This is a genomic window from Maricaulis sp. (assembly GCF_030149515.1).
In the GTDB taxonomy this organism is placed as follows: domain Bacteria; phylum Pseudomonadota; class Alphaproteobacteria; order Caulobacterales; family Maricaulaceae; genus Maricaulis.
Genome location: NZ_JASBRI010000028.1, coordinates 71,178 through 95,650, shown reverse-complemented (window position 1 = coordinate 95,650; position 24,473 = coordinate 71,178). Strand labels below are relative to the sequence as shown.

At 64.9% G+C, this 24,473-nt stretch carries 20 protein-coding genes; 7 read left to right on the top strand and 13 right to left on the bottom strand.

Features of this window, described 5'->3' with window-relative positions:
* Window positions 1-56 precede the first annotated feature (56 nt).
* The 6 genes from Q1U94_RS13205 to Q1U94_RS13180 all read right to left on the bottom strand — a co-directional run bounded on the left by Q1U94_RS13205 (window position 57) and on the right by Q1U94_RS13180 (window position 7,684).
* The gene (locus Q1U94_RS13205) at window positions 57-1,586 is read right to left on the bottom strand and encodes a serine hydrolase (RefSeq protein ID WP_300545496.1); all 1,530 of its coding nucleotides are present in this window, start codon (window positions 1,584-1,586) and stop codon (window positions 57-59) included.
* Between the two features lie 69 nt (window positions 1,587-1,655).
* Window positions 1,656-3,323, bottom strand: a complete 1,668-nt coding sequence (locus Q1U94_RS13200; protein ID WP_300545495.1) for an ankyrin repeat domain-containing protein — start codon at window positions 3,321-3,323, stop codon at window positions 1,656-1,658.
* Window positions 3,320-3,718: a BlaI/MecI/CopY family transcriptional regulator gene (locus Q1U94_RS13195; protein WP_300545494.1), complete on the bottom strand. Its 399-nt coding sequence runs from the start codon at window positions 3,716-3,718 to the stop codon at window positions 3,320-3,322. The genes Q1U94_RS13200 and Q1U94_RS13195 overlap by 4 nt, the downstream gene beginning before the upstream one ends.
* 157 nt (window positions 3,719-3,875) lie before the next feature.
* A complete protein-coding gene (locus Q1U94_RS13190) occupies window positions 3,876-4,880 on the bottom strand; it encodes a carbon-nitrogen hydrolase family protein (protein ID WP_300545492.1) in 1,005 nt (334 codons plus the stop codon).
* A gap of 31 nt (window positions 4,881-4,911) precedes the next feature.
* Window positions 4,912-5,403 (bottom strand): single-stranded DNA-binding protein, encoded by a 492-nt coding sequence (gene ssb / locus Q1U94_RS13185; RefSeq protein WP_300545491.1) that lies wholly within the window; start codon window positions 5,401-5,403, stop codon window positions 4,912-4,914.
* A 235-nt stretch (window positions 5,404-5,638) separates the two neighbouring features.
* On the bottom strand, window positions 5,639-7,684 hold the full coding sequence (locus Q1U94_RS13180) for a S9 family peptidase (protein ID WP_300545489.1): 2,046 nt from the start codon (window positions 7,682-7,684) through the stop codon (window positions 5,639-5,641).
* 347 nt (window positions 7,685-8,031) lie between these two features.
* Between Q1U94_RS13180 and uvrA the strand changes: the two genes are divergently transcribed.
* Window positions 8,032-10,905, top strand: coding sequence for an excinuclease ABC subunit UvrA (gene uvrA / locus Q1U94_RS13175; RefSeq protein ID WP_300545488.1), 2,874 nt, complete (start codon window positions 8,032-8,034; stop codon window positions 10,903-10,905).
* Here uvrA and Q1U94_RS13170 read toward each other — a convergent pair.
* The 5 genes from Q1U94_RS13170 to Q1U94_RS13150 all read right to left on the bottom strand — a co-directional run bounded on the left by Q1U94_RS13170 (window position 10,902) and on the right by Q1U94_RS13150 (window position 15,789).
* Window positions 10,902-11,525: an exopolysaccharide biosynthesis protein gene (locus Q1U94_RS13170; protein ID WP_300545486.1), complete on the bottom strand. Its 624-nt coding sequence runs from the start codon at window positions 11,523-11,525 to the stop codon at window positions 10,902-10,904. The genes uvrA and Q1U94_RS13170 overlap by 4 nt on opposite strands.
* A 71-nt stretch (window positions 11,526-11,596) precedes the next feature.
* Complete coding sequence (locus tag Q1U94_RS13165) at window positions 11,597-12,547, bottom strand: calcium/sodium antiporter (protein WP_300545484.1); 951 nt, start codon at window positions 12,545-12,547, stop codon at window positions 11,597-11,599.
* A gap of 152 nt (window positions 12,548-12,699) precedes the next feature.
* A complete protein-coding gene (locus tag Q1U94_RS13160) occupies window positions 12,700-13,596 on the bottom strand; it encodes a hypothetical protein (protein WP_300545482.1) in 897 nt (298 codons plus the stop codon).
* A 158-nt stretch (window positions 13,597-13,754) separates the two neighbouring features.
* The gene (locus Q1U94_RS13155; protein WP_300545481.1) at window positions 13,755-14,807 is read right to left on the bottom strand and encodes a hypothetical protein; all 1,053 of its coding nucleotides are present in this window, start codon (window positions 14,805-14,807) and stop codon (window positions 13,755-13,757) included.
* 91 nt (window positions 14,808-14,898) lie between these two features.
* The gene (locus tag Q1U94_RS13150; RefSeq protein WP_300545480.1) at window positions 14,899-15,789 is read right to left on the bottom strand and encodes a hypothetical protein; all 891 of its coding nucleotides are present in this window, start codon (window positions 15,787-15,789) and stop codon (window positions 14,899-14,901) included.
* A 285-nt stretch (window positions 15,790-16,074) separates the two neighbouring features.
* Between Q1U94_RS13150 and Q1U94_RS13145 the strand changes: the two genes are divergently transcribed.
* The 4 genes from Q1U94_RS13145 (at window position 16,075) to Q1U94_RS13130 (ending at window position 20,649) form a co-directional block, all read left to right on the top strand.
* A complete protein-coding gene (locus Q1U94_RS13145) occupies window positions 16,075-17,259 on the top strand; it encodes a YjgN family protein (protein ID WP_300545479.1) in 1,185 nt (394 codons plus the stop codon).
* Complete coding sequence (locus Q1U94_RS13140) at window positions 17,249-18,517, top strand: M48 family metallopeptidase (RefSeq protein WP_300545478.1); 1,269 nt, start codon at window positions 17,249-17,251, stop codon at window positions 18,515-18,517. The genes Q1U94_RS13145 and Q1U94_RS13140 overlap by 11 nt, the downstream gene beginning before the upstream one ends.
* Window positions 18,518-18,553: 36 nt before the next feature.
* Complete coding sequence (trmFO, locus tag Q1U94_RS13135; RefSeq protein WP_366917294.1) at window positions 18,554-19,954, top strand: methylenetetrahydrofolate--tRNA-(uracil(54)-C(5))-methyltransferase (FADH(2)-oxidizing) TrmFO; 1,401 nt, start codon at window positions 18,554-18,556, stop codon at window positions 19,952-19,954.
* 86 nt (window positions 19,955-20,040) lie between these two features.
* Entirely contained in the window at window positions 20,041-20,649 is a 609-nt protein-coding gene (locus Q1U94_RS13130) for a methyltransferase (RefSeq protein ID WP_300545473.1), read from the top strand.
* Window positions 20,650-20,681: 32 nt separating this feature from the next.
* Here the strand turns inward: Q1U94_RS13130 and Q1U94_RS13125 are convergent, their stop codons facing one another.
* A complete protein-coding gene (locus Q1U94_RS13125) occupies window positions 20,682-21,377 on the bottom strand; it encodes an SDR family oxidoreductase (RefSeq protein WP_300545471.1) in 696 nt (231 codons plus the stop codon).
* An 88-nt stretch (window positions 21,378-21,465) separates the two neighbouring features.
* The gene (locus Q1U94_RS13120) at window positions 21,466-22,281 is read right to left on the bottom strand and encodes a squalene/phytoene synthase family protein (protein WP_300545469.1); all 816 of its coding nucleotides are present in this window, start codon (window positions 22,279-22,281) and stop codon (window positions 21,466-21,468) included.
* Window positions 22,282-22,388: 107 nt separating this feature from the next.
* Here Q1U94_RS13120 and Q1U94_RS13115 point away from each other — a divergent pair, with 107 nt between their 5' ends.
* Together Q1U94_RS13115 and Q1U94_RS13110 are read left to right on the top strand one after the other, a co-directional pair.
* Window positions 22,389-22,994, top strand: coding sequence for a superoxide dismutase (locus Q1U94_RS13115; RefSeq protein ID WP_300545466.1), 606 nt, complete (start codon window positions 22,389-22,391; stop codon window positions 22,992-22,994).
* Between the two features lie 79 nt (window positions 22,995-23,073).
* Window positions 23,074-24,342 carry a serine hydrolase domain-containing protein gene (locus tag Q1U94_RS13110; protein ID WP_300545464.1) on the top strand — a complete coding sequence of 423 codons (1,269 nt, stop codon included), beginning with the start codon at window positions 23,074-23,076 and terminating at the stop codon, window positions 24,340-24,342.
* The last annotated feature ends 131 nt before the right edge of the window (window positions 24,343-24,473 follow it).

Here is a 24,473-nt window from a genome sequence, read left to right as displayed (position 1 = left end):
TTGCGCCACTCTACAAGCTCGCGCGCGCATCGGAAGAGGCAGACAGGCCCGACAGCCTATTGCCGCAGATAGTGCGACTGGGCATTGGCGAGCCGGAGTCTGGCGCCCGTCGTCTCGCCCAGCGCATTGCGGTGAAATTCGAACTCGGCAATGCCGACCGTTTGCGACAGTCCCGGCATGGCGAACCGCGTGGGCGTGAGCGGGATCAGGGCATCGAACCGGTCGCCCCCGGCCCGTCCGATCACCAGTGCACCGTCCTCAACCCGAACTTCGACATCGCTCTCGAAAATCCAGCCCACCATCTGCTGTCGCACGGCGAGCGGAAAGTCCGGATCGACGGTGTATGTGCCGGCATAGGCCTCCAGCACCGCGATGTCGGGCGCGACGGCCGGCGCGAGCACCGGCCGGTTGAGGGCCCAGCCCATTGTGTCGGCGACGGCATTGCGGATCTCGTCAATCAGGGCCCGGCCCTGCGTGCCGTTGGTGAGGATCACCAGACCGCCGCCGGTGGTCAGATGCCCCTCGATCCAGGCGCGGTAGGAGTTGTTGGCGCCGCCATGATGGAAGATGAAGTCCTCCCCCCGGCCGGCCAGACGCGGCCCCAGGCCGTGCTCGCCTGGCGCCACGCGCGTCATCATCTCGACCGCCCGCGATTGCGCCAACGCATGCCCGCTGCCGCGATAGCTGCCGATGAGCGCAGCGGTCAGGCGGCCAAGATCGCGGGCGCTGGTCCACAGACCCGAGGCCGCCGCTTCGGGCATCGCCTCATAGCCGCGCGGCAGTGCGGCGGGTTCGCCGGATGCATTGTGGGCGCGGGCGATATTGCCGAAGTCCTCCGGCAGCGGATTGGCAAATGTGCTGCGTGTCATGCCCAGCGGTTCGAAGAGATGAATGGCTGCCACGTCTGCAAACGGGCTTACCATCACATCGCTGACCAACAGCTGGGCCAGGGTATAGCCGCCCCCGGAATAGCGGTAGCGCTCGCCGCTGGGCGTTTGCCGGGCCAGGGCTTCGTGAACCGCCGGCATCGACCCATTCAGGGTTTCCACCGTATCGGGCAGTTCGGCGCCGGGCGGAAAATCGGCAAAGCCGTGCAGGTTGAACCCGGCCGTGTGGGACAGGATGGCCCGCAGCGGCACCGGCGTTCCCGCCGCCGTATCACGCGCGGCCGGCAGGGACCATGAGGTCACGCCCGTCAGTGCGTCGGCGTCGAGATCGAGATATCCCGCCTCCACAAGCCTCAGGATCAGCGTCGCCGTCGCGATCTTGCTGACCGATCCGGCCGAGAACACGGTGTCCGCATCGACACGATCCGGTGCACCGGCCTGCAGCACACCATAACCGGCGGCGTGAACGATCTCGCCATTCTCGATGATCGCCAGCGCCACGCCGGGCACGCCGTAATGCGCCATCCGCTCGTCCAGCGTCCAGGTCTGCGGTGCATCGGCCATCTGGATACGCGGACGCAGGCGCTCGGTGAAACCGGCGGGGTCCTGGGCCGAGGCGGCAGCGGTACTCAGGGCCAACGCCAGACCGGCCAACAGGCGAAGGGATTTCGCCATTGCGGCGAAGGCATAGGCAAACATCGCAAACTCCAGGTGCGCGGAACGGGACGGGTGCGCGCGCGCCGGGGGGCGGGCGCGCACCGGCTCGCCCTATTCGGACGGGGGATTGTGGGTGGCACCGCGGGCTTCCAGCCACGCCACCATGCCGCGATGACCGTTGCGGCGGGCCTCGCTGATCGGCGAGCGGTAGATTTCCTCACCGTTACGGATATTGGCGAGCACGGTCAGGGATAGGTCGGCGCCGGCTTCGGCCAGGATTTCGGCGACATCGACATGACCCTGCTGGGCCGCATTGATGAGGGGTGTCTCGTCGCCGCGGACATAGCCGTTGGGATCGGCCCCCGCCTCGACCAGGAGATTGACGATATCCGTCTGACCGCGGAGGGAGGCCGCGATCAGGGCATTGCCGTCGCCGGGCCAGGCCGAGTCCACATCAGCGCCATAAGCGAGCAGACGAGTGACGACGTCACGATCGCCGCGCGCGGCCGCCGCGATCAGCGGATTGCCGTCTCCGCCGCTCCCCAGATCGGGATCGGCGCCGGCCTCGAGCAGTATCTCCACCGCCCGGGTGTGGCCATTGCGGGCGGCCGCCGTCAGCGCTGTGCCGTCGCCGCGAAAGGCCACATCGGGATTGGCGCCTTCCGCCAGCAATTCCTCGATCCAGCCGGTGCGGCCCCTTCGCGCGGCCTGGAACAGGCTGGCGTCGAGATCGAGAGATGTATCGAGCGTGCGGGTGGGCACTGCGTTGTTTTCGATGCCGCCGGCCGCACCGACATTGGGCGTCAGCGCCAAGGTTCCCGCCGCCAGGACGGGCAGAATGAGGGCAAAACGCATGACTGTATCCTTTCGTGCAAGCGTATCGGGGTCGGTGAGATGGCCAATCCGCCGGGCCAGTCCCGAACGGGTTGGCGCCGCCGCCAGAGCCAGGGAGGGTGTTCTGACGGCGGCCGCAGCGGTGTCGAGCAGCGCGCTCGCCAAGGCACGCGGCTCGCCCGTGATCTGCGCGGCCTGCCGGTCGCACAGGGCTTCGCGGGACCGGTCGATCACCGGCTGCAGGAGGCGCAACGGCAGGGCCCACCAGAACACCGCCATGGCGAGGCGCAAGCCCAGCGCGACCCAAGTGTCGCCACGGCGCGCATGTGCGATCTCGTGTTCCAGGACAGGGCGCGCGGACACGTCAATCCGGAAGCCGCACGGCACCAGGATCACCGGCCGGAAGAAACCGGCCAGCATGGGGCAGGCAACGTCCGGGCTTTCCGCTACGGGCAGGGCGCGCGACAGGGTGAGGCTCGCCGGCGGGGTAAACGGCCGGGCGCGGCCGATCAAACGCCGGAGCGCCGCCAGGTCAGCCGCCAGACGGACTGCCATAGCCGCGCTACCCAGTATCCAGGCGAGCAAAAGCGCGCCGAAAATCGAGTGATAGGGCAGTGCCGGCCAGTCAAAGCCTCCAGCCGGATCGCCGCCGGCCCCGTCGGGCAGGCGCGGCCCGGTACTGGCGGCCGGACCCGTTTGCGCGGTTTCAGCGGCCACGGAGGGATAATGGAGATAGACGGCCGCTTCTTCCGCAGACCCTGCCTGTTGCGGCATGAGGGCCGTTGCGAAAATCAGCGGTGTGATGGCGATCACGGCCACGGCCAGGTCGTGGCGCTCGCGCAGGAGACCGCGCGGCGCAAACCGGTCGAAGGCGAGCGCCGATCCGGCCAGAAGCGTGGCCCCGGCGAGTGTCAGGCCCGCGGCCTGAATCCAGATCTCGATCATGACTTGTCCTCCTCACCGCCCTGGCTTCTGAGCAATTCCGCACGCAGCGCCTCGATGTCTTCGAGAGTCAGCTGTTCGTCCTTTACGAGATGCTGGGCCAGCTCCTGCGGCGAACCGCCGAAGAGCGATCTGACCAGCGAGCCCAGCGCCTTCTTCTGCGCACCCTCGCGGCTGAGAAGCGGGCGGTAGATGTGGGCCCGGCCTTCCTTGCGAAAGCCGACATAACCCTTCCCGGTCATGATCCGGATGGTGGTCAGCACTGTGGTGTAGGCCAGGCCGTGCTCGGCTTCGAGCGCATCGGTGAGATCGCGGACACTGGCTTCGCCGCGCTGCCAGAGCACGGCCATGATGCGCTGTTCGGCATCGGTAAGCTGGGGCGAGGCGGGACGAGCCATCTACGAATTCCTTAGTTGATGAATCCAGTCTGCATGCCGGGCGCGATCATTCAACTAACAAATTAGTAGTGTTTGCACGGAGGATCGTCGGCGCCCCGGTCCCCCTGAGCGTACCGCTCAAAAAAGCCGATAACCATCAGCAGGTTGAGAAGTTCGCTCAGGCATCACCTTCGGCACCGCCAGTGAAACCGGCAATCGCCTGGCGGTCACGATTGACCGTCAGCCGGGTCACATCGGGGCGGGAATAATGCCCGGCCACATCGAAATTCTGCCGCTCGGCGCGCACGTCGGCATGATCCAGGTGCGCCAGGATCAGTGCCTCGCAGTCCAGCACGGGCTCGACCAGAAGATTGCCGTCCGGCCTTGCTATACAGCTGCCGCCATTGGCCAGAAAGGACTCGCCGCCGGCCAGGATTTCGTCCAGCAATGGCGTGCCGGCCGGAAAGTCCTGGGGCCGCATCAGTCCTGAACACGCGATGACATAGCCACGCAATTCCTGCGCAATGAAACCGGGAAGCGCGCGCGTATTGTGTAATCCGCCCGGCCAGACGCTGACATGCAGGTCCTCGCCCTGGGCATAGAGCGCCGAGCGCGACAGCGGCATCCAGTTCTCGTAGCAATTGAGCCCGCCAACCCGGAACGGTCCCAGGTCGTGGACGACAAGGCCCTGCCCGTCACCCGGCGCCCAGGCGAGGCGTTCCTCATAGGTCGGCTGCAGCTTGCGGTGGACCGACAGGACCCGCCCGCACGCGCCGATATGGACCAGGGAGCAGTAGAGACTGGTCCCGCTGCGGTCCGGCGCGCGCTCGACAATACCCAGATAGACCGCGATGGCGTGCCGGCGGGCCAGTTCGCAGATGGGCGGCAGATCGCGCTCGACGATGACGGCCTGGTCGACATAGCGGGCATAGAACGCCTTCTGCCGTGCATCGTTGAAGCGGGCGCCGCCAGTGCGTTCGATCCAGAAGGGATAGCCGGGCACCAGGGCTTCGCCGAACACGACGAGCTGTGCGCCTCTGCCCGCAGCGGTCGCGATCACATCGGCGATCTTGGCCAGGCTCTCCTCGCGGCGCAGCCAGACCGGCGCGATCTGCGCCAGGGCCACCGTCAGCGCATCGCGCTCGCCGATGTCTGCAGGCGTGTTGGCTTCGACCAGGTCCATCGGCAAGCCCGTGCGTTATCGGTGCGGGTGGCTAGAACGGGATTTCGTCGTCCAGGTCGGCGTTGCGGAAGTCTTCCTTCGGGCCTTCCATGGGACGCGAACCGCCGCCGCTGTCCTGGCTGCCGAAACTGTCATAACCGCCGCCGGATCCCTGATAGGCCCCGCCCTCGCCCTTGGAATCGAGCATCTGCAGCTCGCCGCGGAATTTCTGCAGCACCACCTCGGTGGAGTATTTCTCCTGCCCGTTCTGGTCGGTCCATTTGCGGGTCTGCAGCTGGCCCTCGATATAAACCTTCATCCCCTTCTTGAGGTAGTTCTCGGCCACCTTGGCCAGCTGCTCGTTGAAGATCACCACGCGGTGCCATTCGGTCTTTTCGCGGCGCTCGCCGGAAGACTTGTCACGCCACTGTTCCGAGGTCGCCACCGAGAGATTGACGACCGGATCGCCGCTGTTCATGCGGCGCACTTCCGGGTCGCGTCCCAGATTGCCGACCAGGATTACCTTGTTGACGCTTCCCGCCATCGCCCACATCTCCGTTTTCCGCAGCGCCCGTATTCGGGTCGCCGGTATTTGTTCATACTCTGTTCCGTCGATCAAGGCCGACGACTCGCGGCGCAGTGTGCGCGCCCGTGTCCGCGACGTCCAGCTTGCCCCACTGCATCCCACCGGCGCTCTGCAGCCCGTTCCGGCCGCCGAAAACCCAAGAAAAAGGGGAGGCGCGAACGCACCTCCCCCAAGAGCCGTGAGGATCAGGGACTTAGTCCTCGTCGAGTCCCAACCGGTCCGCCAGGCCCAGATCCGCGGCCGGCGGCTCGCCGCCCTCGCCCTGGAGATAATGCTGCATCCAGCGCATGACGCGCAGGCCGTAGTCATACTGGGCGGCCGCCATGCGATTGCCGTGGCCTTCGCCTGGATAGGTCACCAGACGCACCGGTGCTTGCGAGGTCATCTTGAGGATACGATAGAGGATGAAGGACTGGCTGGTATCAACCCGCGTATCGGCTTCCCCGTGCAAGATCAGGGTTGGCGTGGTCGACCCCGGCGCATGATAGGTCGGGCTGTTTTCCAGATAGGCCGTCCAGTCCGTCCACGGCGGTTCCATGAAGTGGACATCGACCATTTCGACCGGAATCTCGGTCGTGCCGTAGAAGCTGATGAGATCGGTCAGGGCGACAAAGGGCGCGGCCGCGGCGAAATGCTCGCTCGCGATGGTCGCCCCCCAGGAGGAGGCAAACCCGCCATAGGACCCGCCGGTGATGCCGACCCGGTCCGCATCCACGATGCCATCGCGGGACAGGGCATTGATTGCATCGACCAGATCCCAGAATTCCTCACCCGGCGCATCGGCGTGATCCAGCTTGGCAAACCGCTCGCCCCGGCCGGTGGAGCCCCGATAGTTGGGGTAGAAGACCGCCATGCCCTCACCGGCGGCGATGTGGCCAAAGCGGGAATAGCCATTCACCCAACCGTTCTGGTCATGCGCTTCCGGCCCACCATGAACCGTCATGATAAGCGGCCATCCGCCGACGGGGGCCTCACCCTGCGGGGTCACCAGCACGCCCTCGATGCGCTCGCCATCGCGCGCCTCGAATGAATAGGCGCGCTGATCGCCCCAGGCGATATCGGCGAGCTGCGGATTGTGGTCCGTCCAGCGCTCCAGATTGCGGCGATCAGCGACGAAGAGCTCACGCGGATGATCCGGTGCATGCGCCACGACAGCGAGCTCACGATCGTCGCGATCATAATCCATGGACGCGACAATCAGGCCCTCATGGGCCGATCGGCGCTCTTCACGCCCGTCAACATTGTAGTCGACCAGCGCTGTCCCGGTACCAATCGAGGCGAGCGCAATGATGGTGTTGCTGTCGCGCCAGGCGACCTGGCTGACATGTTGTTCGGCACCGCGGGCGATGGCGCGATAGGCACCGCTGGCCGCATCGGCGACGTGCAGCGTGCCGGCAACCGGATCGGCCCGGTCAGCCGCAGCGAGAAAGGCCAGCTGCGACGCGTCGGGCGAGAAGGCAGCGCCGCCGATCTTGCCGGGCGTGTCGATCGTGGAGACAAGCGCACCACTTGTGGCATCGACCACATGCCAGCGCCGCTCCATCAGGGAGTCATCGACCAGTGCGGTCGGCGCCAGGACAACACCCAGACGGCTGCCGTCCTCGCTGATCACAAGCGATGATGCGTGACCCGGCAGGTCGAGCATCTCGGCGTCCGCCGCGTCATCCCCCAGGCGGGCACGCCAGACATGGGCAAACTCGCCGTTCTCCTCATAAACGTTCGCGCGAAATCCGCGCTCCCGCAGCGTACGCTCGGTCGGGTCGACTTCGTCCCGGGCGATGAAGAACACGGTCTCGTTGTCCGGCGCAATCACATAGGACTGGATCGAACTGTCGTGGCTGAGGATGCGCCGCGCTTCACCACCGGCAACGGGAATCTCGTAAAGCGCGGTGTGGCTGTCACCATCCCGGCGCGTGAGGAAGGTCACGGCTTCGCCGTCGGGCCGCCACTCGATTCCCGATACGCGTCCCTCGCCCGTGATATAGGCTCTGGCCTCGTCGGCACCGGAAGCGATGTGGAGCTCGACATCCGGCGTACCGTCCGCGTCCCCGTCGACGACATTGCGGGGCACAGAAACGGTGAATGCGACATCATCGCCGTCAGGCGCGAGCGCTATGGCGCCTACCTGGCGGATCTCGAACAGGTCTTCCAGCGTCAGCGCATCCTGGGCAAAGCCCGGCGCCGCAATCGCACACCCTGCCACGAGGGCCGACGCGCCCTGAAGAATGGATCGATACATGCAAAAACCTCCCCTGTGCTCTGCAGTCTGCTCCGGCGTCTGGTTATCCGGATCCCGGCGTGCCTTCTTGCAATACCCGGATCCAGCCGGGGCTCGTTATGATAGTCTCGTGATATGGCCTCCCGTCCCGGCAGGACAAGCCCTGGTATGAGGGCCGCGACAAATGCATCGCAGCGCCCGGATCGGCGAGGCTTCCCGCCACCGTGCTGTCAGCACAGAAAGTGAGGCGCTGGACGCAGGCGCATCCGCACCCTATCTGTCGCCCTTCGGACCTGTCTGGACGGCGCCACAACGTTCTCCTATTGTTCCGGATGAAGTAGTTCTCCTGCCCGGGTAGCGGACAAACCATGGCCCTCGAAAAAATCCGTGTGCAGGGTGCACGCGAGCACAATCTGAAAAACGTTTCCGTCGACCTGCCGCGCGATGCGCTGATCGTGTTCACGGGCCTGTCCGGCTCGGGGAAATCCTCCCTCGCCTTCGACACGATCTATGCCGAGGGCCAGCGGCGCTATGTGGAAAGCCTGTCGGCCTATGCGCGGCAATTCCTGGAACTGATGGCCAAGCCCGACATGGACTCCATTGAAGGCCTGTCCCCGGCGATCTCCATCGAGCAGAAAACGACCTCGAAAAACCCGCGCTCGACAGTCGGCACGGTCACCGAGATCTACGACTATATGCGCCTGTTGTGGGCCCGCGTGGGTGTGCCCTACTCGCCGGCCACGGGCCTGCCCATCGAGAGCCAGACCGTCTCGCAGATGGTTGACCGGCTGATGGCGCTGGAGGACGGCACCCGCCTCTACCTGCTCGCCCCCGTCGTGCGTGGCCGCAAGGGCGAATACCGCAAGGAATTCGCCGAATGGCTGAAGGCCGGCTTCCAGCGGGTCAAGGTCGACGGCGAGTTCTACACGCTCGAGGACGTCCCCGCGCTCGACAAGAAGTACAAGCACGATATCGACGTCGTGGTGGACCGGGTGGTGATCAAGCCGGAGCTGGAAAGCCGGCTTGCCGACAGTCTGGAAACGGCGCTGAAGCTGGCCGACGGCATCGCCGTGGCGGAGTTCGCCGACCGCCAGGACGAAAAGGGCAAGGCCGAGCGCATGCTGTTCTCGGAGAAATTTGCCTGCCCGGTTTCCGGCTTCACCATCGAGGAGGTCGAGCCGCGCCTCTTCTCCTTCAACAATCCGGTCGGCGCCTGCCCCACCTGTGACGGGCTGGGCCAGTCGCTGAAATTCGACGAGAACCTGGTCGTGCCCGACGTCGACAAACCGCTGTCCGACGGCGCCATCGCGCCCTGGAGCCGGGCGACGTCGAAACTCTATCAGCAGACGCTGCAGGCCCTGGCCGGGCATTTCGGCGGCGACATGTTCCAGCCCTGGCGCACCTTGCCGGAAGACTTCCGCAAGATCGTGCTGTGGGGGACCAAGGAGAAGGTCACCTTCGTCTATGAGGACGGGTTGAGGAAATTCGAGACCCAGAAACCCTTCGAAGGCGTCATCCCCAATCTGGAACGGCGCTGGCGCGAGACCGACTCGAGCTGGGTGCGCGAGGATCTCGCCCGCTTCCAGTCCTCCCAGCCGTGCGAAACCTGCGGCGGGCAGCGTCTCAAGCCGGAGGCGCTGAGCGTGAAGATCGACGGGCAGGATATTGCCCAGGCCTCGAAACTCTCGATCCGGCGCGCGGAGGAATGGTTCTCCAGTGTCGGGGACACGCTGACGCCGAAACAGCGCCAGATCGCCGAACGCATTCTCAAGGAAATCCGCGAACGGCTGAGATTCCTGGTCGATGTGGGTCTGGACTACCTCACCCTGGACCGCGCTTCGGGCACGCTGTCGGGCGGGGAAAGCCAGCGCATCCGCCTGGCCAGCCAGATCGGCTCGGGCCTGACCGGCGTACTCTACGTCCTCGACGAACCCTCGATCGGCCTGCACCAGCGCGACAATACCCGTCTTCTGGAAAGCCTGCAGGGCCTGCGCGATCTGGGCAATACGGTGATCGTGGTCGAGCATGACGAGGAAGCCATCCTCACTGCCGATCACGTGGTCGATCTGGGGCCCGCCGCCGGCGTGCATGGCGGCGAGGTCGTCGCCGAGGGCACGCCCAAGGAGGTGATGGCCAATCCGAAAAGCCTGACCGGCCAGTATCTCGCCGGCACGCGGCGCATCGAAGTGCCGGAAAACCGGCGCAAGATCGACAGGAAGCGCACGGTGAAGGTTGTCGGGGCCAGCGGCAATAATCTCAAGACAATCGATGCGGAATTCCCGCTGGGCGTGATGACGTGCGTGACCGGCGTGTCCGGCGGCGGCAAGTCGACGCTGACCATCGAGACCTTCTACAAGGCCGCCGCCCGCAAACTCGCCAAGGCCCAGCAGGTGCCCGCACCGCACGATCGTATCGAAGGCCTCGACCGGCTGGACAAGGTGATCGACATCGACCAGTCGCCCATCGGACGCACCCCGCGGTCCAATCCGGCAACCTATACCGGCGCCTTCACGCCGATCCGGGAATGGTTCGCACAGCTGCCCGAGGCCAAGACGCGCGGCTACAAGCCCGGCCGCTTCTCCTTCAACGTCAAGGGCGGGCGCTGCGAGGCATGCCAGGGCGACGGCGTGGTGAAGATCGAGATGCATTTCCTGCCCGACGTCTTCGTACCCTGCGATGTCTGTCACGGGGCGCGCTTCAACCGCGAGACGCTGGAAATCAAGTTCAAGGGCAAGTCGATCGCCGACGTGCTGGACATGACGGTCGAGGAAGGGGCGGACTTCTTCAAGGCCGTACCCGCCGTGCGTGACAAGATGGAAACGCTGAAACGCGTCGGGCTGGGCTATGTGAAGATCGGCCAGCCGGCGACGCAGCTCTCCGGCGGCGAGGCACAGCGGGTCAAGCTGTCCAAGGAGCTTTCCAAGCGCGCCACCGGCAAGACGCTCTATATCCTCGACGAACCGACCACGGGTCTGCATTTCGAGGATGTTCGCAAGCTTTTGGAAGTGCTGCACGAACTCGTCGAGGCGGGCAATACGGTGATCGTCATCGAGCACAATCTCGACGTCATCAAGACCGCCGACTGGATCGTCGATCTGGGCCCGGAGGGCGGTGAAGGCGGCGGCCGCATCGTGGCCGAGGGCACGCCGGAGGATGTCGCGGCAGTCAAGGAAAGCTGGACCGGGCGTTATCTGGCCCCGATGCTGGAACGGGACCGGGAATTGAGGGCGAAGGCGGGTTAGACGGCGCCCACGATCAGCCACACCGCCCATAACGCCCCGGCCGAAGCAATTCCCCCGAGCGCCAGGACGAGACCGTCGCGAGCCGTAAGGCCGGCCGCCATGATGATGATGCCCAGCGCCGGCACGACCACGCCGCCGGGCACGACCGATGCGGCAAACATCCCCAGCGACATCAGCACGCACAGTGCGGCAAAACCCGTCGTCCACGGCCAGGAGAACAGGAGGTGCAAGCGCGGCTCGACCACGCTGTCGACGCGGCGCAGCCAGGGCCGCGCCCACTCCACACCCCTGCGAAAGCCGCAGGCGGGAATTTCCTGCCGGCGAATGCGTTGCGGCAGCCAGAGTTTTTTCGAATTGGCCAGGAAGTGGAGCGAGATCAGCAGGGTCAGTGCCGACATGGCCCAGGTCACGCCCGGCAGCATGCCGATCACCGGCATGACGGAAATCAGGCTTGGCAGGAGAAGCAGCGGTCCGAAGGAGCGTCTTTCCAGCGCGTCGAGAATGGTCCCCAGCGTGATCGACCTACCGTCCGCAGCGGCCACCAGCTCGTCGAACAGGGTTTCCAGCGGATGAGGACCGGGCGGCCGGTCTTCGCCCTGCACATCGGTGGTGTCGGTCACGCCGGCTCCTTGCAACTCATCCGAACGTCCTCCCCATGCACCGGGATCGTGGCGAAAAAGGGCCGCTGGCGCTATACGAACTGCCAGATGAGATACACGGCATAAGCCGCCAGCATTGCGGCGCCCACAACACGGTTCCAGCGCCTGAGCGCCACCAGCAGCAATACGGTCACAACCGCCACGCCGAGCATGACGGGGGTTTCGACCAGGCGGAAGCGTTCGCTCACCGGGATCGGCGCAATGATGGCCGTGATGCCGAGAATGGCCAGGATGTTGAAGATATTGCTGCCGATCACATTGCCCAGAACCACATCGGAATGCCGGCGCAGGGCGGCCACGATGGAAGTGGCAAGCTCAGGCAGCGAGGTGCCGATAGCCACCAGGGTCAGTCCGATCACGGCATCGGGCACGCCGAACAGCCGCGCCATCGACACCGCCCCGTCGACCAGCAGGTCGGCTCCGAACATCAAGGCGGCAATCCCGCCCAGAACAAAACCGCCGGCGATCCAGGGCGATTGCAGGGCGACGCCCTCGAATTCGGCCGCCTCCTCGGCGTAGACACTACTCGTACGCTCACGCTGCTCCATCCAGTAGGTCGCCGCCAGATACGTGATCAGAACCCCGAGAAAGACAGCGCCTTCCAGCCGGCCGATCGCCGCGCCATGGGTCAGCGCCATCAGCGCCAGTGAGGCGAAGACCATCACCAGGGCGTCGCGCACGATGGTGCGTTTCCAGTCCAGGATCGGCGCGATCAGGGCCGAAAGACCGGCGATCAACAGGATATTGGCAATATTCGATCCCACGACATTGCCCAGGGCGATATCGGGCGTGCCGTTCTGCGCGGCATTGACCGAGACCAGAAGTTCCGGCGTCGACGTGCCGAAGGCGACCACCGTCAGCCCGATCAGCAGTTTGGACAGGCCCAGGCGTTCGGCCAGGGCGACGCCGCCGCGTACCAGACCTTCACCGCCGAGAAAAAGCAGGAGAAGCCCCGCCAAGACGAGAGCGATATCGACAAGCATAAGAAACCGTCCCTGACTGAAGCCGATCCGCCGCACGCGCGGCGGATCGGCATCCGGCCAGTCGCGTGCACCGGCCCGCCACTGCGCACCAGAGGGATTTCACGACCGGCATTCCCGCACGTCGATCCTAACAGATTCCCGGCGCCCGCGCCCTATGCCGCCGGCGTTCCTTCCGGCGGTTTTACCAGCTGCGCATCCAACAGGGCCCCCGCATAGTCCGGAATGGAGTAACCCTGTGACTGCTGGTTCTTGAGCACATTGGCCGAGTTCCAGATCCAGCCGCCGGGCGAGCCCCACCCATTGAGCTGATCGGTCATCTGCGACGGGCTCAGGGCCGGTGCCGACACCGAACCGGCCACGGCCATGCCGGGCCGGACAAAGCCATTGGGATCGCTCACGCCGGTTGCCCGGCCTGCATCGCGGATTGCCTGCACCCAGGTGCGCGGATCATTGCCGCCGCCACCGGAATAGCATTGCAGATTGAAGGCCTTGACCGGCTGACGGCCCAGCGCCTTCTGATTGGCGATCAGCGCATCGATCCACATCTGCGGGCCGTAGTAGGGGCAATAGGTGACCCGCGCGCCCAGCTTCTGGTTCAGCCCGACGGTAAAACGGCTGATAAAGGCTGACGGGTCGCTCAGATCTTCCTCATAGTCGAGATCGAAACCGGTCGCGCCCAACCCCATCAGGGCTTTGAGATTGGCATAGAGCGTCTTTTCCAGCGTGCCGCCCTTGTCGAGAATGCTCTGGATGTTCTGGAAGTCGCTCACGCCCCCCGCGCCAATGGAGAACCAGACCGAGGACACCAGGCCGGCCTGTTTGGCGTCGGAAATGATGTCGCCGATCGGACCCGCCGTGGCCGCATTCAACGTACCGTTCTCGGCCAGCGGTTCGTTGTTGTAGTGGAGCGAGGCATCCGCGTTCACATGAACCGACCAGAAGATATAGTCGTTCATTTTCGAGTTCAGGAGCTCGGTCTTGGTTGGGGTCAGCAGTCCGCCCTGACCGAACAGGCCGGTGATGTACACGCCTGCTACATTGGTGCTCATGGCACAGTCTCCCTGTCGCATTGTCAGACCGCACGATACAGCCTGATGGCGACAGATTATCAGAAATACTCTTAGGTTGCGATCCTCATGCGATCGCCCAGGAACAAGCGGCCCGGTTCGATCGAACCGGGCCGCCAATCTTGAACCGTGCAGAGCCGCTAACCCTCGCTCGGCGAACTGCCCATGGGATGCCCGTCCTCCAGCGTCGGCGCGTCAAGATCGCGGCTCTCGCCGCCATCATTGCGCACGGCATTGTAGGCACCCACACCGTGCCACATGCCTTCCAGCGCGATCTGCACCGCATACCCCGCCAGGAACACCGCGATCAGGACAGCAATCGTACCCGGGTGGGAGAAATAATTGCCCAGCATGTCGAAGACCTGCTGCGGATCCGACGCGCCGCCTGCCATGTCCAGCTGGATTATCTCGTTGATCAACGGCCACATCGCGCCCAGCAGCAGGATCTGCACGAAAAACCCGAGAATGGTGGAGATCACCAGCATCATCACCGCGACGGCGGCATAGCTGACCAGCATGTGCCAGAATACGCCCTTCGTCGCACTCCAGCTCTCGAAGAAGCGGAACCGCCGTTCGCGCACACTCATCGCGGGGGCCGAAGCGAGTTTGACCGCCACAATCAGCGCGGCAACCATCACCGCCAGGACTACCGTCATCATCATCAGCCCGGCGCCGATACCTGCGCCCACATCATGGCCACTGCCCTCGATCCAGAAGGCCGCGCCCACGCCCGTGACCACGAAGATCACGGCGACGACCGCATACGCGGCGATGGCCAGGGCGATATAGAGCAGGTTCACACCCAGAAGGCGGATTTCGTCTCCGCCGATCCGGAAGGGAATGCCCGGTTTCACTTCTCCGTGTGTGAGAAAGCGCAGCCAGGCGCCCTGGAACATCAAGGCGCAGACAATGGCGACAGGCGAGGCGAGGGTGAGCACGATCAGGCTCGGCCCCATCATGGCGAAGACCCGGGCGACGGCCTCCTCCTCGCTGAGCCGGCCGCTCTCCTCGAGCATGACCAGTTCGACCAGGTTTTCCCAGGCCGGAATCATGATGGCAAAGGCGCCGGCAACCAAGACGGCAACCAGGGCAGCCTGACACAGCGCGATCCAGATCGCGCCGCCCGGATTTTCACCGAAGCGCTTGAAAAAGTAGAAGATGGCAGTGCCGATATCGAATTGGCGTGACGTCATGGCGACCCCTCCCGGCCTTTTCTGACGAGGCCGCCATGATGCCCGATCCATCCACAGGTGCCAGAGGGAAGCGGCCCCGCCCCGTCCCCCGCTAGGCGAGAGCGCGCGTGCGGTTTTGGTGGATATAGGCGTAGAGACCGGAAAACACGGGAATATTGATCGCCGAAAACAGACCCATCCACAGGCTGTATTCGCGCATGCGGGCAATGCCCGGCGTTTCGGCGAATTCCGGCCCGAGAACGGCGGTCACGTCGATCACGCGATGGCCCAGCATCGCGCTCAGCACCTCATACAGGCCCAGCTCGACAATGGTCACCGGCACGCCCGCCAGCACGAGCGCCGCAGCGATCCGCCAGCCATTGCGGTGGCTGAGCGGCCAGACCTTCATCACGCGGATCGCCCCCTGGGCAATCGTGGCGGGAAGCGAGAGCACCAGGCGTGCCGACAACCAGGCCACGATCGCCAGCCCCGCCAGTCCGGACAGGACCACGATGACCCAGTCTGCAGTTCCCATATAACCGGTCGCCTGGGCGAGATCGAAGCCGGCCGTTTCCGGGTCGATGCCCGCGCGTTCCAGACTGCCCGCCGCAATCGTGCCGAACAATGTGCCCCAGAACAGGAAGACCAGGACAAAGACGATCAGGGTGAGCAGCGCTACCAGGATGGACACGACGAAGATCCGGAACTCGTCCTGCCCCAGACGCAGGCCCAGCCAGCCACCGAAATCCCCGCGCACGGCCATGCGCAACGCCGCTGCCGACAGTGCCACGCTGGTCACAAGCGTGACGATGGACAGCGCCATCAGCCCGAGCCCCAGGACCGCCTGCGCGTCACCCGCACGCTGTGTCTGCAACAGCGCCAGCTGCGCTGCGTATGCTGCCGTATAGGGTATTCCCGCCACGAGGATCGGACGCCAGTGCGCAATGAAAAAGGCATAGGCGGCGAACACACTGCGCAGGACAGGGACTTGGGATTGGGGCATGGACGGGTCCGCGGCTCCGGAAAAACGAGCGAATTTGGACCCTCTAGCGCAGTTTGAAGTGAAAGTGCACCGTCAGGCCCTGCCCGAACGCACCGCATGCCGCATCGTTTCGGTGCACACACAAGGGCGGCCGTACTGGCCAGGAAATGCATCTGCCCCGTCCCGCCGCGCCAGAGCCATCGGCGGAACACCCGCTACTTCAGGTTGCCATCCGGGGCCGGTTCCACATTGACCGGAGCTCGCGCCACGCTAACGTGTCGGCCTGTTCGAGTGCCGGGGGCGTCCATGACAGACGAGACGGGGGAAGCCGGAACGAGCGCGGTTCCGGAGGATGCCGGTACGCCGCCCCAACCGCTTCCCGACACCGCCGGGGCCCGGCGCGGGGAGAGCCTTGTCTTCGCCAGTTCCGCCACTTGGGGCGGCATTGCCCCCATCACCCTGCTCAACGCGCTGCTCAACATCGTTACCCTGACCCTCTGGCGTTTCTGGGGACGCACACGGGTGCGGCGCTATCTCTGGTCGACGACCACGATCAACGGCATACCGCTGGAATATACCGGTACAGGCTGGGAATTGTTCCGCTCCTTCATCTTTGTGATGATCGCGATTTTCCTGCCGGTCTATGCACTCTTCTTCGCCGGCCAGCTGCTGCTGCCGCCGGAGCATTTCATGCTTGTCTTCGGCGTGGCCTATATCCCCTTCCTGCTCTTTTTCTACTGGCTGCTGGGCATCGCCATGTGGGTGGCGCGGCGCTATCGCCTCTCGCGCACGACCTGGCGCAGTATCCGGCTGGGCCAGGCCGGCTCGGCCAACGGCTATGCCTGGGCCACCATCGGCTATGCGCTGCTGAGCATCATCACTCTGGGCTGGTACAGTCCTGCCGCCGAGATGCGCCTGACCCGCCGGCTCTGGCGCGAAACCTTCTATGGCGACCGCCAGTTCACGATCCTGCAGGAGGATGAAGGTCTTGCCGGCCCTCTTTATCCCGCCTTTGCGCTCGCCTGGTTTTCCGGAGTGATCGGCTATATCGCGTTTGTCGTTGTCTATATGGCGCTGATCTGGCCCGACCTCGCCTCAGGCGAGGTTCCGGCGACGCCGACCCTCATGATGATCGTGAAAATGTATGCGGCGCTGTTCGTCTTCTTTGCAGTGGTCGGCCTCTTCTCCCTGCCCTATGCGGCCGCGCTGCTACGCCGGAAGGCCGAAATCCTGGGCCTGGACGATCTGGATTTCCGGTTGCGGGCGGGCTTTCTCAGCCTGGGCTGGGTCTATGTGGTCAACTTGCTGATCATCGTCTTCACGCTGGGCTTCGGCCTGCCCATCGCGCAGATGCGGCTGTGGCGCTATGTTTTCAACCGCCTGGAGGCCAATGGCGAAATCGATATCGAAACGATCCGCCAGAATGCCGACCGGGGACCGAAATCCGGCGAGGGGCTCGCCGACGCATTCGATATCGGCAATGTCATCTGATCCGTCTGTCATAACCGGCACCTTCGCCGACGGCGATACGGCAGCGATCCACGCCGTCACGATTGCCGTCGAGGGTCGGCGGCTGGCTATTACCGGAGAGGCGCTGCGCGTTTATTGGCGCATCCGGCGGCTCAAACGCCTGCCCGACCGGCCGGACGGGGCGGTTGTCCTGACCGAACGCGGGTCTGACGCCCGGCTGAGCATCGAACCTGACAGCGTGGCCAGCCTGCGGGCGCTGTTGCCGAAACTGCTGGATCCGGGCCAGGCCCGGCGCGGCACCTGGATACTCGGCGGCACGCTAACGGCGACGGCGGCCGGCATCGCAGGCTTCCTTTTCTTCGGCCTGCCCGCCCTGTCCCATCCGCTTGCCCATGCCATACCCGTGGACGTCGAATACCGGTTGGGCGAACGCTCCAACCAGTTCGTCGCCTGGTTCACCGACGAATGCGAAACCACCGACACAGCCCAGGCCGCGCTCGACGAGCTGGCCGGGCGCCTTCACGCCGTCTCGGACTCGCCCTTCGAATTCCGCCCGCGCATTGTCGACGCACACTTCCCCAATGCCTTCGCGCTGCCGGGCGGCCATATCGTGATTACCGACGAGCTGATCGACGAGATGAAGAGCCCGGACGAACTCGCCGGCGTACTGGCCCACGAAGCGGCCCATATCGCCCACCGCCATGTCATGGCCGCGCAATTGCGGGAGATGGGCTTCGGCGTATTGCTCGAATTCCTCATCGGCGGCGGCTCCGGCGCCGGCCAGGAGCTCGCCCGCACCGGCGCCACCCTGGAAAGCCTGCGTCATTCGCGCGGCGCTGAGGCCGAGGCCGACGCATATGCGCTGCAATACCTCCACACTGCCGATCTCAACCCGCACGCACTCGCCGATTTCTTCGAGCGCATGCAGGTGGTGTTCGAAGACATGGAAGCCGACACAGAGGCCGGCAATGACGGCGATGACGCGACCGCACCACCGGATTCGGGCACCCGCGCCGAAGCCTGGCTGCGCGCTGTGCTGCGCACCCATCCGGACACGGCCCGGCGAGCCGCCCGCGCCCGCGCAGCGGCGGCGGCGCTGGACTGGTCCGGAGAACCGGCGCTGGAAGACACGCAGTGGGCCGCGCTCGATGCCGTGTGTGAAGCCGGGGTCAGCCGTTCGGACACCGCGGTCGAGCAGATGCGCGACCGGATCCAGGATGCGGTCCGGCCGGCCGGGACCGAGGAAGCCGAAAACGGGGCAGACGCGGCCGGCCACTGAGCCATCCCCATTGACTCCCCTGCGTGCCGGCTCGATATGCCGCGCATGACCGAAAACGCGATGAAACCCGTCCATATCGTCGGTGGCGGCATGGCCGGCTCCGAGGCCGCCTGGCAGCTGGCTTGCGCCGGCGTGCCCGTGATCCTGCACGAAATGCGCGGGGTGAAGGGCACCGATGCCCACAAGACGGACGGGCTGGCCGAACTGGTTTGTTCCAACTCCTTCCGCTCGGACGATCACCGCACCAATGCTGTCGGCCTGTTGCATGAGGAGATGCGGCAGCTGAACTCGATCATCCTGACGATGGGCGACAGGAACCGTCTGCCGGCCGGCGGTGCGCTGGCGGTCGATCGCGACGCTTTCTCCGCCGCCGTCACAAAGACCTTGAGCGAGCATCCGCTGGTCACCGTCGAGCGCGGCGAGGTGTCCGGCCTGCCGCCGGAAGAGTGGGACAGCGTGATCATCGCCACCGGCCCCCTCACCTCCGACAGCCTGTCAAAAGCCATCCTGGACGAGACCGGCGAAGGCGAACTGGCCTTTTTCGATGCCATTGCTCCGGTGATCTACCGGGAGAGCGTCAATCTGGAGAAGGCCTGGTTCCAGTCGCGCTATGACAAGGGCGAAACGGAGGCGGAGAAGAAAGCCTATCTCAACTGTCCGATGGACAAGGCCCAGTACGACGCCTTCATCGACGCCCTGCTGGACGCCCCCAAGACTGAGTTCAAGGAGTGGGAAGCCGACACGCCCTATTTCGACGGCTGCCTGCCCATCGAGGTCATGGCCGAGCGTGGCCGCGAGACCCTGCGCCATGGCCCGATGAAACCGGTCGGCCTGACCAATCCGCACGACCCGACCGTGAAACCCTGGGCCATCGTGCAGCTGAGACAGGACAATGCGCTGGGCACGCTGTTCAACATGGTCGGCTTCCAGACCAAGATGAAATACGGCGCCCAGACCGATATCTTCCGCATGATCCCGGGCCTGGAAGGGGCCCAGTTCGCGCGTTTGGGCGGTATTCACCGCAACACATTCCTCAACTCGCCGAAATTGCTGGACAGCCAGCTGCGGCTGAAGTCGCGGCCGCGCTTGCGCTTTGCCGGCCAGCTGATCGGGGTGGAGGGTTATGTCGAGAGCGCCGCGATGGGTCTTCTCGCCGGGCGTTATGCGGCTGCGGAACGGCTGGGCCGGCCGATCGGCGCACCGCCCGCGACAACGGCGATGGGTGCGCTGATCGCGCATGTCACGGGCGGTCATCTGGACGGCGGCAAGGGCTCGTTCCAGCCGATGAACGTCAATTTCGGCCTCTTCCCCGCTATCGAAACGCCAAAAGTCGACGCCGAGGGCAAGCGTATTCGCGGCAAGGCGAAAGGCGTGGCGCGCAAAATGGCCATGAGCGCTCGCGCGCTCGACGACCTGTCGGCCTGGCAGAACGCCTAGACCTGCATTCGTCATGGAAGCTTTACGGGGCAGCGGTGGACTTCCCCATTTCAGCATGCTTGCCTTGGGGCATGACTGATACTTACTTGGACAAGATCTACACCGTCGACGATCAGGGCGAGCAGCGCGAAGCCTATGACGATTGGGCCAGCAGCTATGACGACGATCTCGGCACGAATTCATACAAGACACCCGGGCGTATCGCCGCAGCGCTGAAACAGTGTCTGCCGGCAACGCAGTCCAATCCGCGCATTCTCGACTGGGCGTGCGGTACGGGCCTGTCCGGCAGCGCCCTCAAGGAAGCCGGTTTCAACCGGCTCGACGGCTGCGACATCTCCGAAGGCATGCTCGAAAAGGCACGCGCCAAGGGGCTCTACAACGAGCTCTTCAAGACGCCGCTGGGCGTGCCGGATACGGCGATGTTCAAGGATTACGACGTTGTGGCCGCCGTGGGCGCCGTTTCGGTCGGCGCCGCGCCGGCGGAATGTCTCCCGGCGATCGTCGACGGGTTGAAGCCGGGCGCGCGCCTGGCCGTTTCCTTCAACGCGCTGACGCTTGCCGACGACGCGTACATGAACACGCTTCGCGACGTGATCGAACGCGACGACACCACGCTGGAATTCAGCGAGGACGGCCCGCACCTCACGGCGGAACACGTCTCCAAGAGCCGCGTCATGGTGATCGCGAAGAAATAGACCCTGCAAAAAGTGCGACGGTCAGGACCGGTCTACCAGGGCAGGTCCTGGCCCGACACATGGAAGAAACGGCCGGACATTGCCGGCTGGTTGTAGGCCCGCGCGATCAGATCCAGCTGTCCCTCGACGCTTTCCCGAACGGTCAGCTGGCCGTTGGGACCGCCCATATCGGTGCGTACCCAGCCCGGATGCAGGATCAGAACGACGATGCCACGGTCCTTGAGATCATGGCTCAGCGACCTGCCGATCGCATTCAGGGCGGCCTTCGAGGCCCGGTAACCGTAAGCACCGCCCGATCCATTGTCGGCGATAGAGCCCATCCGCGACGACTGCAATGCGATAACTTTCATGTCCGACGCCGCGACCCGATCGGCGAAGGCTTCTGCCAGGGCCAGCGGCGCGATCGAATTGACCCGGAATTCCAGGGTCATGTCTTCGTTGGCCGCGGAACCGAATTGCCGCGTCGTGGGCGTCATCATCCCAGCATTCGCGAACAGAAGGTCGATCGGCCCGTCGACCAGCCTGGCCAGTTTGCCGGCCGCACCCAGATCGGCCGCATCGTACGCCACCACGTCCAGCTTGCCCTCGCCCTGGGGCAGGGCCTTCAGCTCGGCCGCGGCATCCGGATTACGCACGGCGGCGGTCACGTGCCAGCCGCGTTCCAGCAATTGCCGCGCATGCTCGAGGCCGAGACCGCGATTGGCGCCGGTGATGAGCGCGTGGAACATGACGTCGTCTCCCTGATCGATTCTTCTTGACGGGCCGTGATGCGCGATCCGGGCCCCAGCTTCAACTCTAGTCCTGTAAAAGAAAATGTCACCGGCCAGTCAGCGACAGCCAGGTCAGGCGCAGCTGGCGCGGCAGCAGCGGCCGCTCCGGCGCAAGCTGGTAGGGCTTCCCGGGAAGCCGGTCCAGATAGCCCCGTGCCAGCCGGGCATAGCCCAGCGCAGGCACTGTTTCAGCAGGCAGCGGCCCGGCCGTGTCGAGATCGGTCAGAGCGGATTCCGCGGCGTCGCGCACCGGTTTGATTGCCTCGGCGACCTTCTCCTCACCCAGCCCCTGGGCCAGCATGGCCGGCGTCGCCCCCACCCGGCCGAGATCGTCACCGCCCACCGGCGCCCGGCCGATCTTGGCGCGCACCGGAAAGGCACGCAGCAGACCGGTCAGGCCCCAGGCCCGCCCGGCAGCACGCACGACATCCGCATCCAACTCGGCCTCGCAGAGCGTGAGCGCCAATTGCATCAACTGTCCCGCCGTCGCGTCGACATAGGCCAGAACATCGTCCAGCGAAGCAAAGGGCCGGGCCCCGATATCGTCGTAACGCGCGGCGATCAGCGCCGTCAGGTCGGGCTCGGCGAGCCGGTCCGTCAATCCGGCCAGGCCTTCTGTGACCGCATGGCGGCGGATCTTCGGTTCGCTCAGGTAGAGATCGGCGACCGCCTCGCGCCACCAGGTCAGTTTCATCTCTCCGATCATACCTTCGGACGTCGCCTCGGCGATCTTGCCGATCTCCTGGTTGAAGGCATAGAGCGCGAACAGCCGCTGCCGCACGTCGGGCGGGGCGAACAGGGCGGCCAGACGCCGATCCGGATCGGCGGATCTGAGCAAAGTGTCGAAATCGTTCTCGGGCATGTGCTTAACCGGTGGACAGAGCCGTCTCCCACACCATATGTCCGGGCATCGAACAATGGCCGGCAAGGCCTTTATCCTTCCCACTTTCAGTCCAATGTGAGGTTTTCATGGCTTTCACCCTGCCCGATCTTCCCTACGCCAAGGATGCGCTGGCTCCCCATATCTCGTCTGAGACACTGGAATTCCACCACGGGAAGCACCACGCCGCCTATGTGAAGAACCTCAACGGCCTGGTCGAAGGGACGGAGCTGGCACCGAAATCGCTGGAAGACGTGATCCGCGAAACCGCCGGGAAGCCGGAACAGCAGGGCATCTTCAACAATGCCGCCCAGATCTGGAACCACACCTTTTACTGGCAATCCATGCGGCCCAATGGGGGCGGCCAGCCGACCGGCCAGCTGGCCGAAATGATCGATCGCGATTTCGGCTCCGTCGACGCGTTCAAGGACGCCTTCGCCAAGGCCGGCGCCACCCAGTTCGGCTCTGGCTGGGCCTGGCTGGTGCTGAAGGACGGCAAGCTGGAAGTGCGCAAGACGCTGAATGCGGAAACACCGCTGACCGAGGCCGGCATCACCCCGCTTCTGACAATGGATGTATGGGAACACGCCTATTATCTCGACTTCCAGAACCGCCGTCCCGACTACATCTCGGCCTTCCTCGAACACCTGGTGAACTGGGAATTTGCCGCCGAGAACCTCGCCGCGGCACAGTAGGCCTGGCTCCGGGCTCGCCAAGTGCGCGAGCCCGCCCTAACCTCCCCCTCGGTCGATAACAAATCCCGAGGGGAGATTCATGGCGTACCGTTCCGTTGTGGCCGTCCTGGCGTTTGCCGCCACCGGCCTGCCTGCCTTTGCCCAATCGCTCGAATCGGTCGACGACCCGCGCGCACTTGGCTTCGATCCAGCCGCGCTGGATGCGATCGATGCGCGTTTCGAAGCTCTTGTCGCAGACGGCGTCCGTCCCGGCTATGCGGCCATCGTCACGCGAGGCGAGGACGTGGCGTATATCGCCGAGGCCGGTGTGATCGACATCGAGACCGGCGACGCATTCACCGTGGACAGCCCGGTGCGCATCGCTTCCATGTCCAAACCGGTTACCGCCGTGGCCGTGATGACGCTGATCGAGGACGGCCGCATTTCGCCACACGATCCTGTTGGCGACTATATTCCGGCCTTTGCCAACGTTCGCGTCGCGGTCAGCCCCATGGCCAACGAGGCGAGCGAGATCCAGACCCGCGAGCCGGACACGGCGATGACCGTGCACCATCTGCTCACCCATACGGCGGGACTGGGCTATATCTTCGATGGAGAAACCGATCTCGGCCGGCTCTATATCGACAACTCGCTCTATTCCGGCGAAGGCGATCTGAATGCCCGCATGGAGCAGCTCGCGGCGCTCCCGCTTTATACCGATCCGGGTGAACGCTGGATCTATTCCTATGCCAATGATGTGCTCGGCGCGGTCGTGCAGGCGGCCTCGGGCATGGCCTTCGAGGATTATCTGGAAACCGAAATCTTCGAGCCCCTCGGCATGACGTCGACCGGATTCTTCTTCGAGGATGTCGACTTTTCCGAGGATGAGATGTCCCCTCTCTACGTGCACACCGGGGATGGCAGCCTTACGGAATACCCCGAGGCGTTCATGCCCGACTGGGCATCCGGCGGTGCCGGCCTGGTCTCCACGGCGCGCGACTATGCCCGGTTCGCGATGATGCTGGCCAATGGCGGCGCACTGGGCGAAGTGCGTATTCTCGAAACCGGGACCGTCGAGTTGATGATGCGGCCCCATACGACGCCCGAACAGCTCGGTGAAGCCTGGGAGGGCCGGGCCTATGCCTATGGCGGCGATGTGGTCCTGGCACCAGCGAACGGCCAACAAGCCCGCGGTGTTGTCGGCGATTTCAGCTGGGGCGGATATTTCGACACGGATTTCTTCGTCAGCCCGGCCACCGGGGTCAGCGCCGTTGCCCTGACCCAGATCCAGCCCTCTCAGCACCGGCCCGATCCACGCACCGGCGCAGTCTTTCGTCCGCTGGTCTACGCCAGCTTCGCCTTCGACTGAAAAAGCGGCGGCGGGTGCGACGGAAAGTGCCGGCCCCGCCGTTCCATTTTATACAGACGGGCGCCCCTCCCTGTTCGCTTGCCCGTCTGGCTCACATGTTCCCCCAGACATGTCGCAGGGCCCGCCGGATA

Bases quoted from the DNA above. Each gene is read 5' to 3' on its own strand.
- Q1U94_RS13195 (WP_300545494.1), bottom strand. From the start codon at position 3,718: ATGGCTCGTCCCGCCTCGCCCCAGCTTACCGATGCCGAACAGCGCATC.
- Q1U94_RS13110 (WP_300545464.1), top strand. From the start codon at position 23,074: ATGGCGTACCGTTCCGTTGTGGCCGTCCTGGCGTTTGCCGCCACCGGC.
- Q1U94_RS13160 (WP_300545482.1), bottom strand. From the start codon at position 13,596: ATGAGCACCAATGTAGCAGGCGTGTACATCACCGGCCTGTTCGGTCAG.
- Q1U94_RS13125 (WP_300545471.1), bottom strand. From the start codon at position 21,377: ATGTTCCACGCGCTCATCACCGGCGCCAATCGCGGTCTCGGCCTCGAG.
- Q1U94_RS13205 (WP_300545496.1), bottom strand. From the start codon at position 1,586: ATGTTTGCCTATGCCTTCGCCGCAATGGCGAAATCCCTTCGCCTGTTG.
- trmFO (WP_366917294.1), top strand. From the start codon at position 18,554: ATGCCGCGCATGACCGAAAACGCGATGAAACCCGTCCATATCGTCGGT.
- uvrA (WP_300545488.1), top strand. From the start codon at position 8,032: ATGGCCCTCGAAAAAATCCGTGTGCAGGGTGCACGCGAGCACAATCTG.
- Q1U94_RS13140 (WP_300545478.1), top strand. From the start codon at position 17,249: ATGTCATCTGATCCGTCTGTCATAACCGGCACCTTCGCCGACGGCGAT.
- Q1U94_RS13145 (WP_300545479.1), top strand. From the start codon at position 16,075: ATGACAGACGAGACGGGGGAAGCCGGAACGAGCGCGGTTCCGGAGGAT.
- Q1U94_RS13200 (WP_300545495.1), bottom strand. From the start codon at position 3,323: ATGATCGAGATCTGGATTCAGGCCGCGGGCCTGACACTCGCCGGGGCC.
- Q1U94_RS13115 (WP_300545466.1), top strand. From the start codon at position 22,389: ATGGCTTTCACCCTGCCCGATCTTCCCTACGCCAAGGATGCGCTGGCT.
- Q1U94_RS13180 (WP_300545489.1), bottom strand. From the start codon at position 7,684: ATGTATCGATCCATTCTTCAGGGCGCGTCGGCCCTCGTGGCAGGGTGT.
- Q1U94_RS13120 (WP_300545469.1), bottom strand. From the start codon at position 22,281: ATGCCCGAGAACGATTTCGACACTTTGCTCAGATCCGCCGATCCGGAT.
- Q1U94_RS13150 (WP_300545480.1), bottom strand. From the start codon at position 15,789: ATGCCCCAATCCCAAGTCCCTGTCCTGCGCAGTGTGTTCGCCGCCTAT.
- Q1U94_RS13155 (WP_300545481.1), bottom strand. From the start codon at position 14,807: ATGACGTCACGCCAATTCGATATCGGCACTGCCATCTTCTACTTTTTC.
- Q1U94_RS13190 (WP_300545492.1), bottom strand. From the start codon at position 4,880: ATGGACCTGGTCGAAGCCAACACGCCTGCAGACATCGGCGAGCGCGAT.
- Q1U94_RS13165 (WP_300545484.1), bottom strand. From the start codon at position 12,547: ATGCTTGTCGATATCGCTCTCGTCTTGGCGGGGCTTCTCCTGCTTTTT.
- ssb (WP_300545491.1), bottom strand. From the start codon at position 5,403: ATGGCGGGAAGCGTCAACAAGGTAATCCTGGTCGGCAATCTGGGACGC.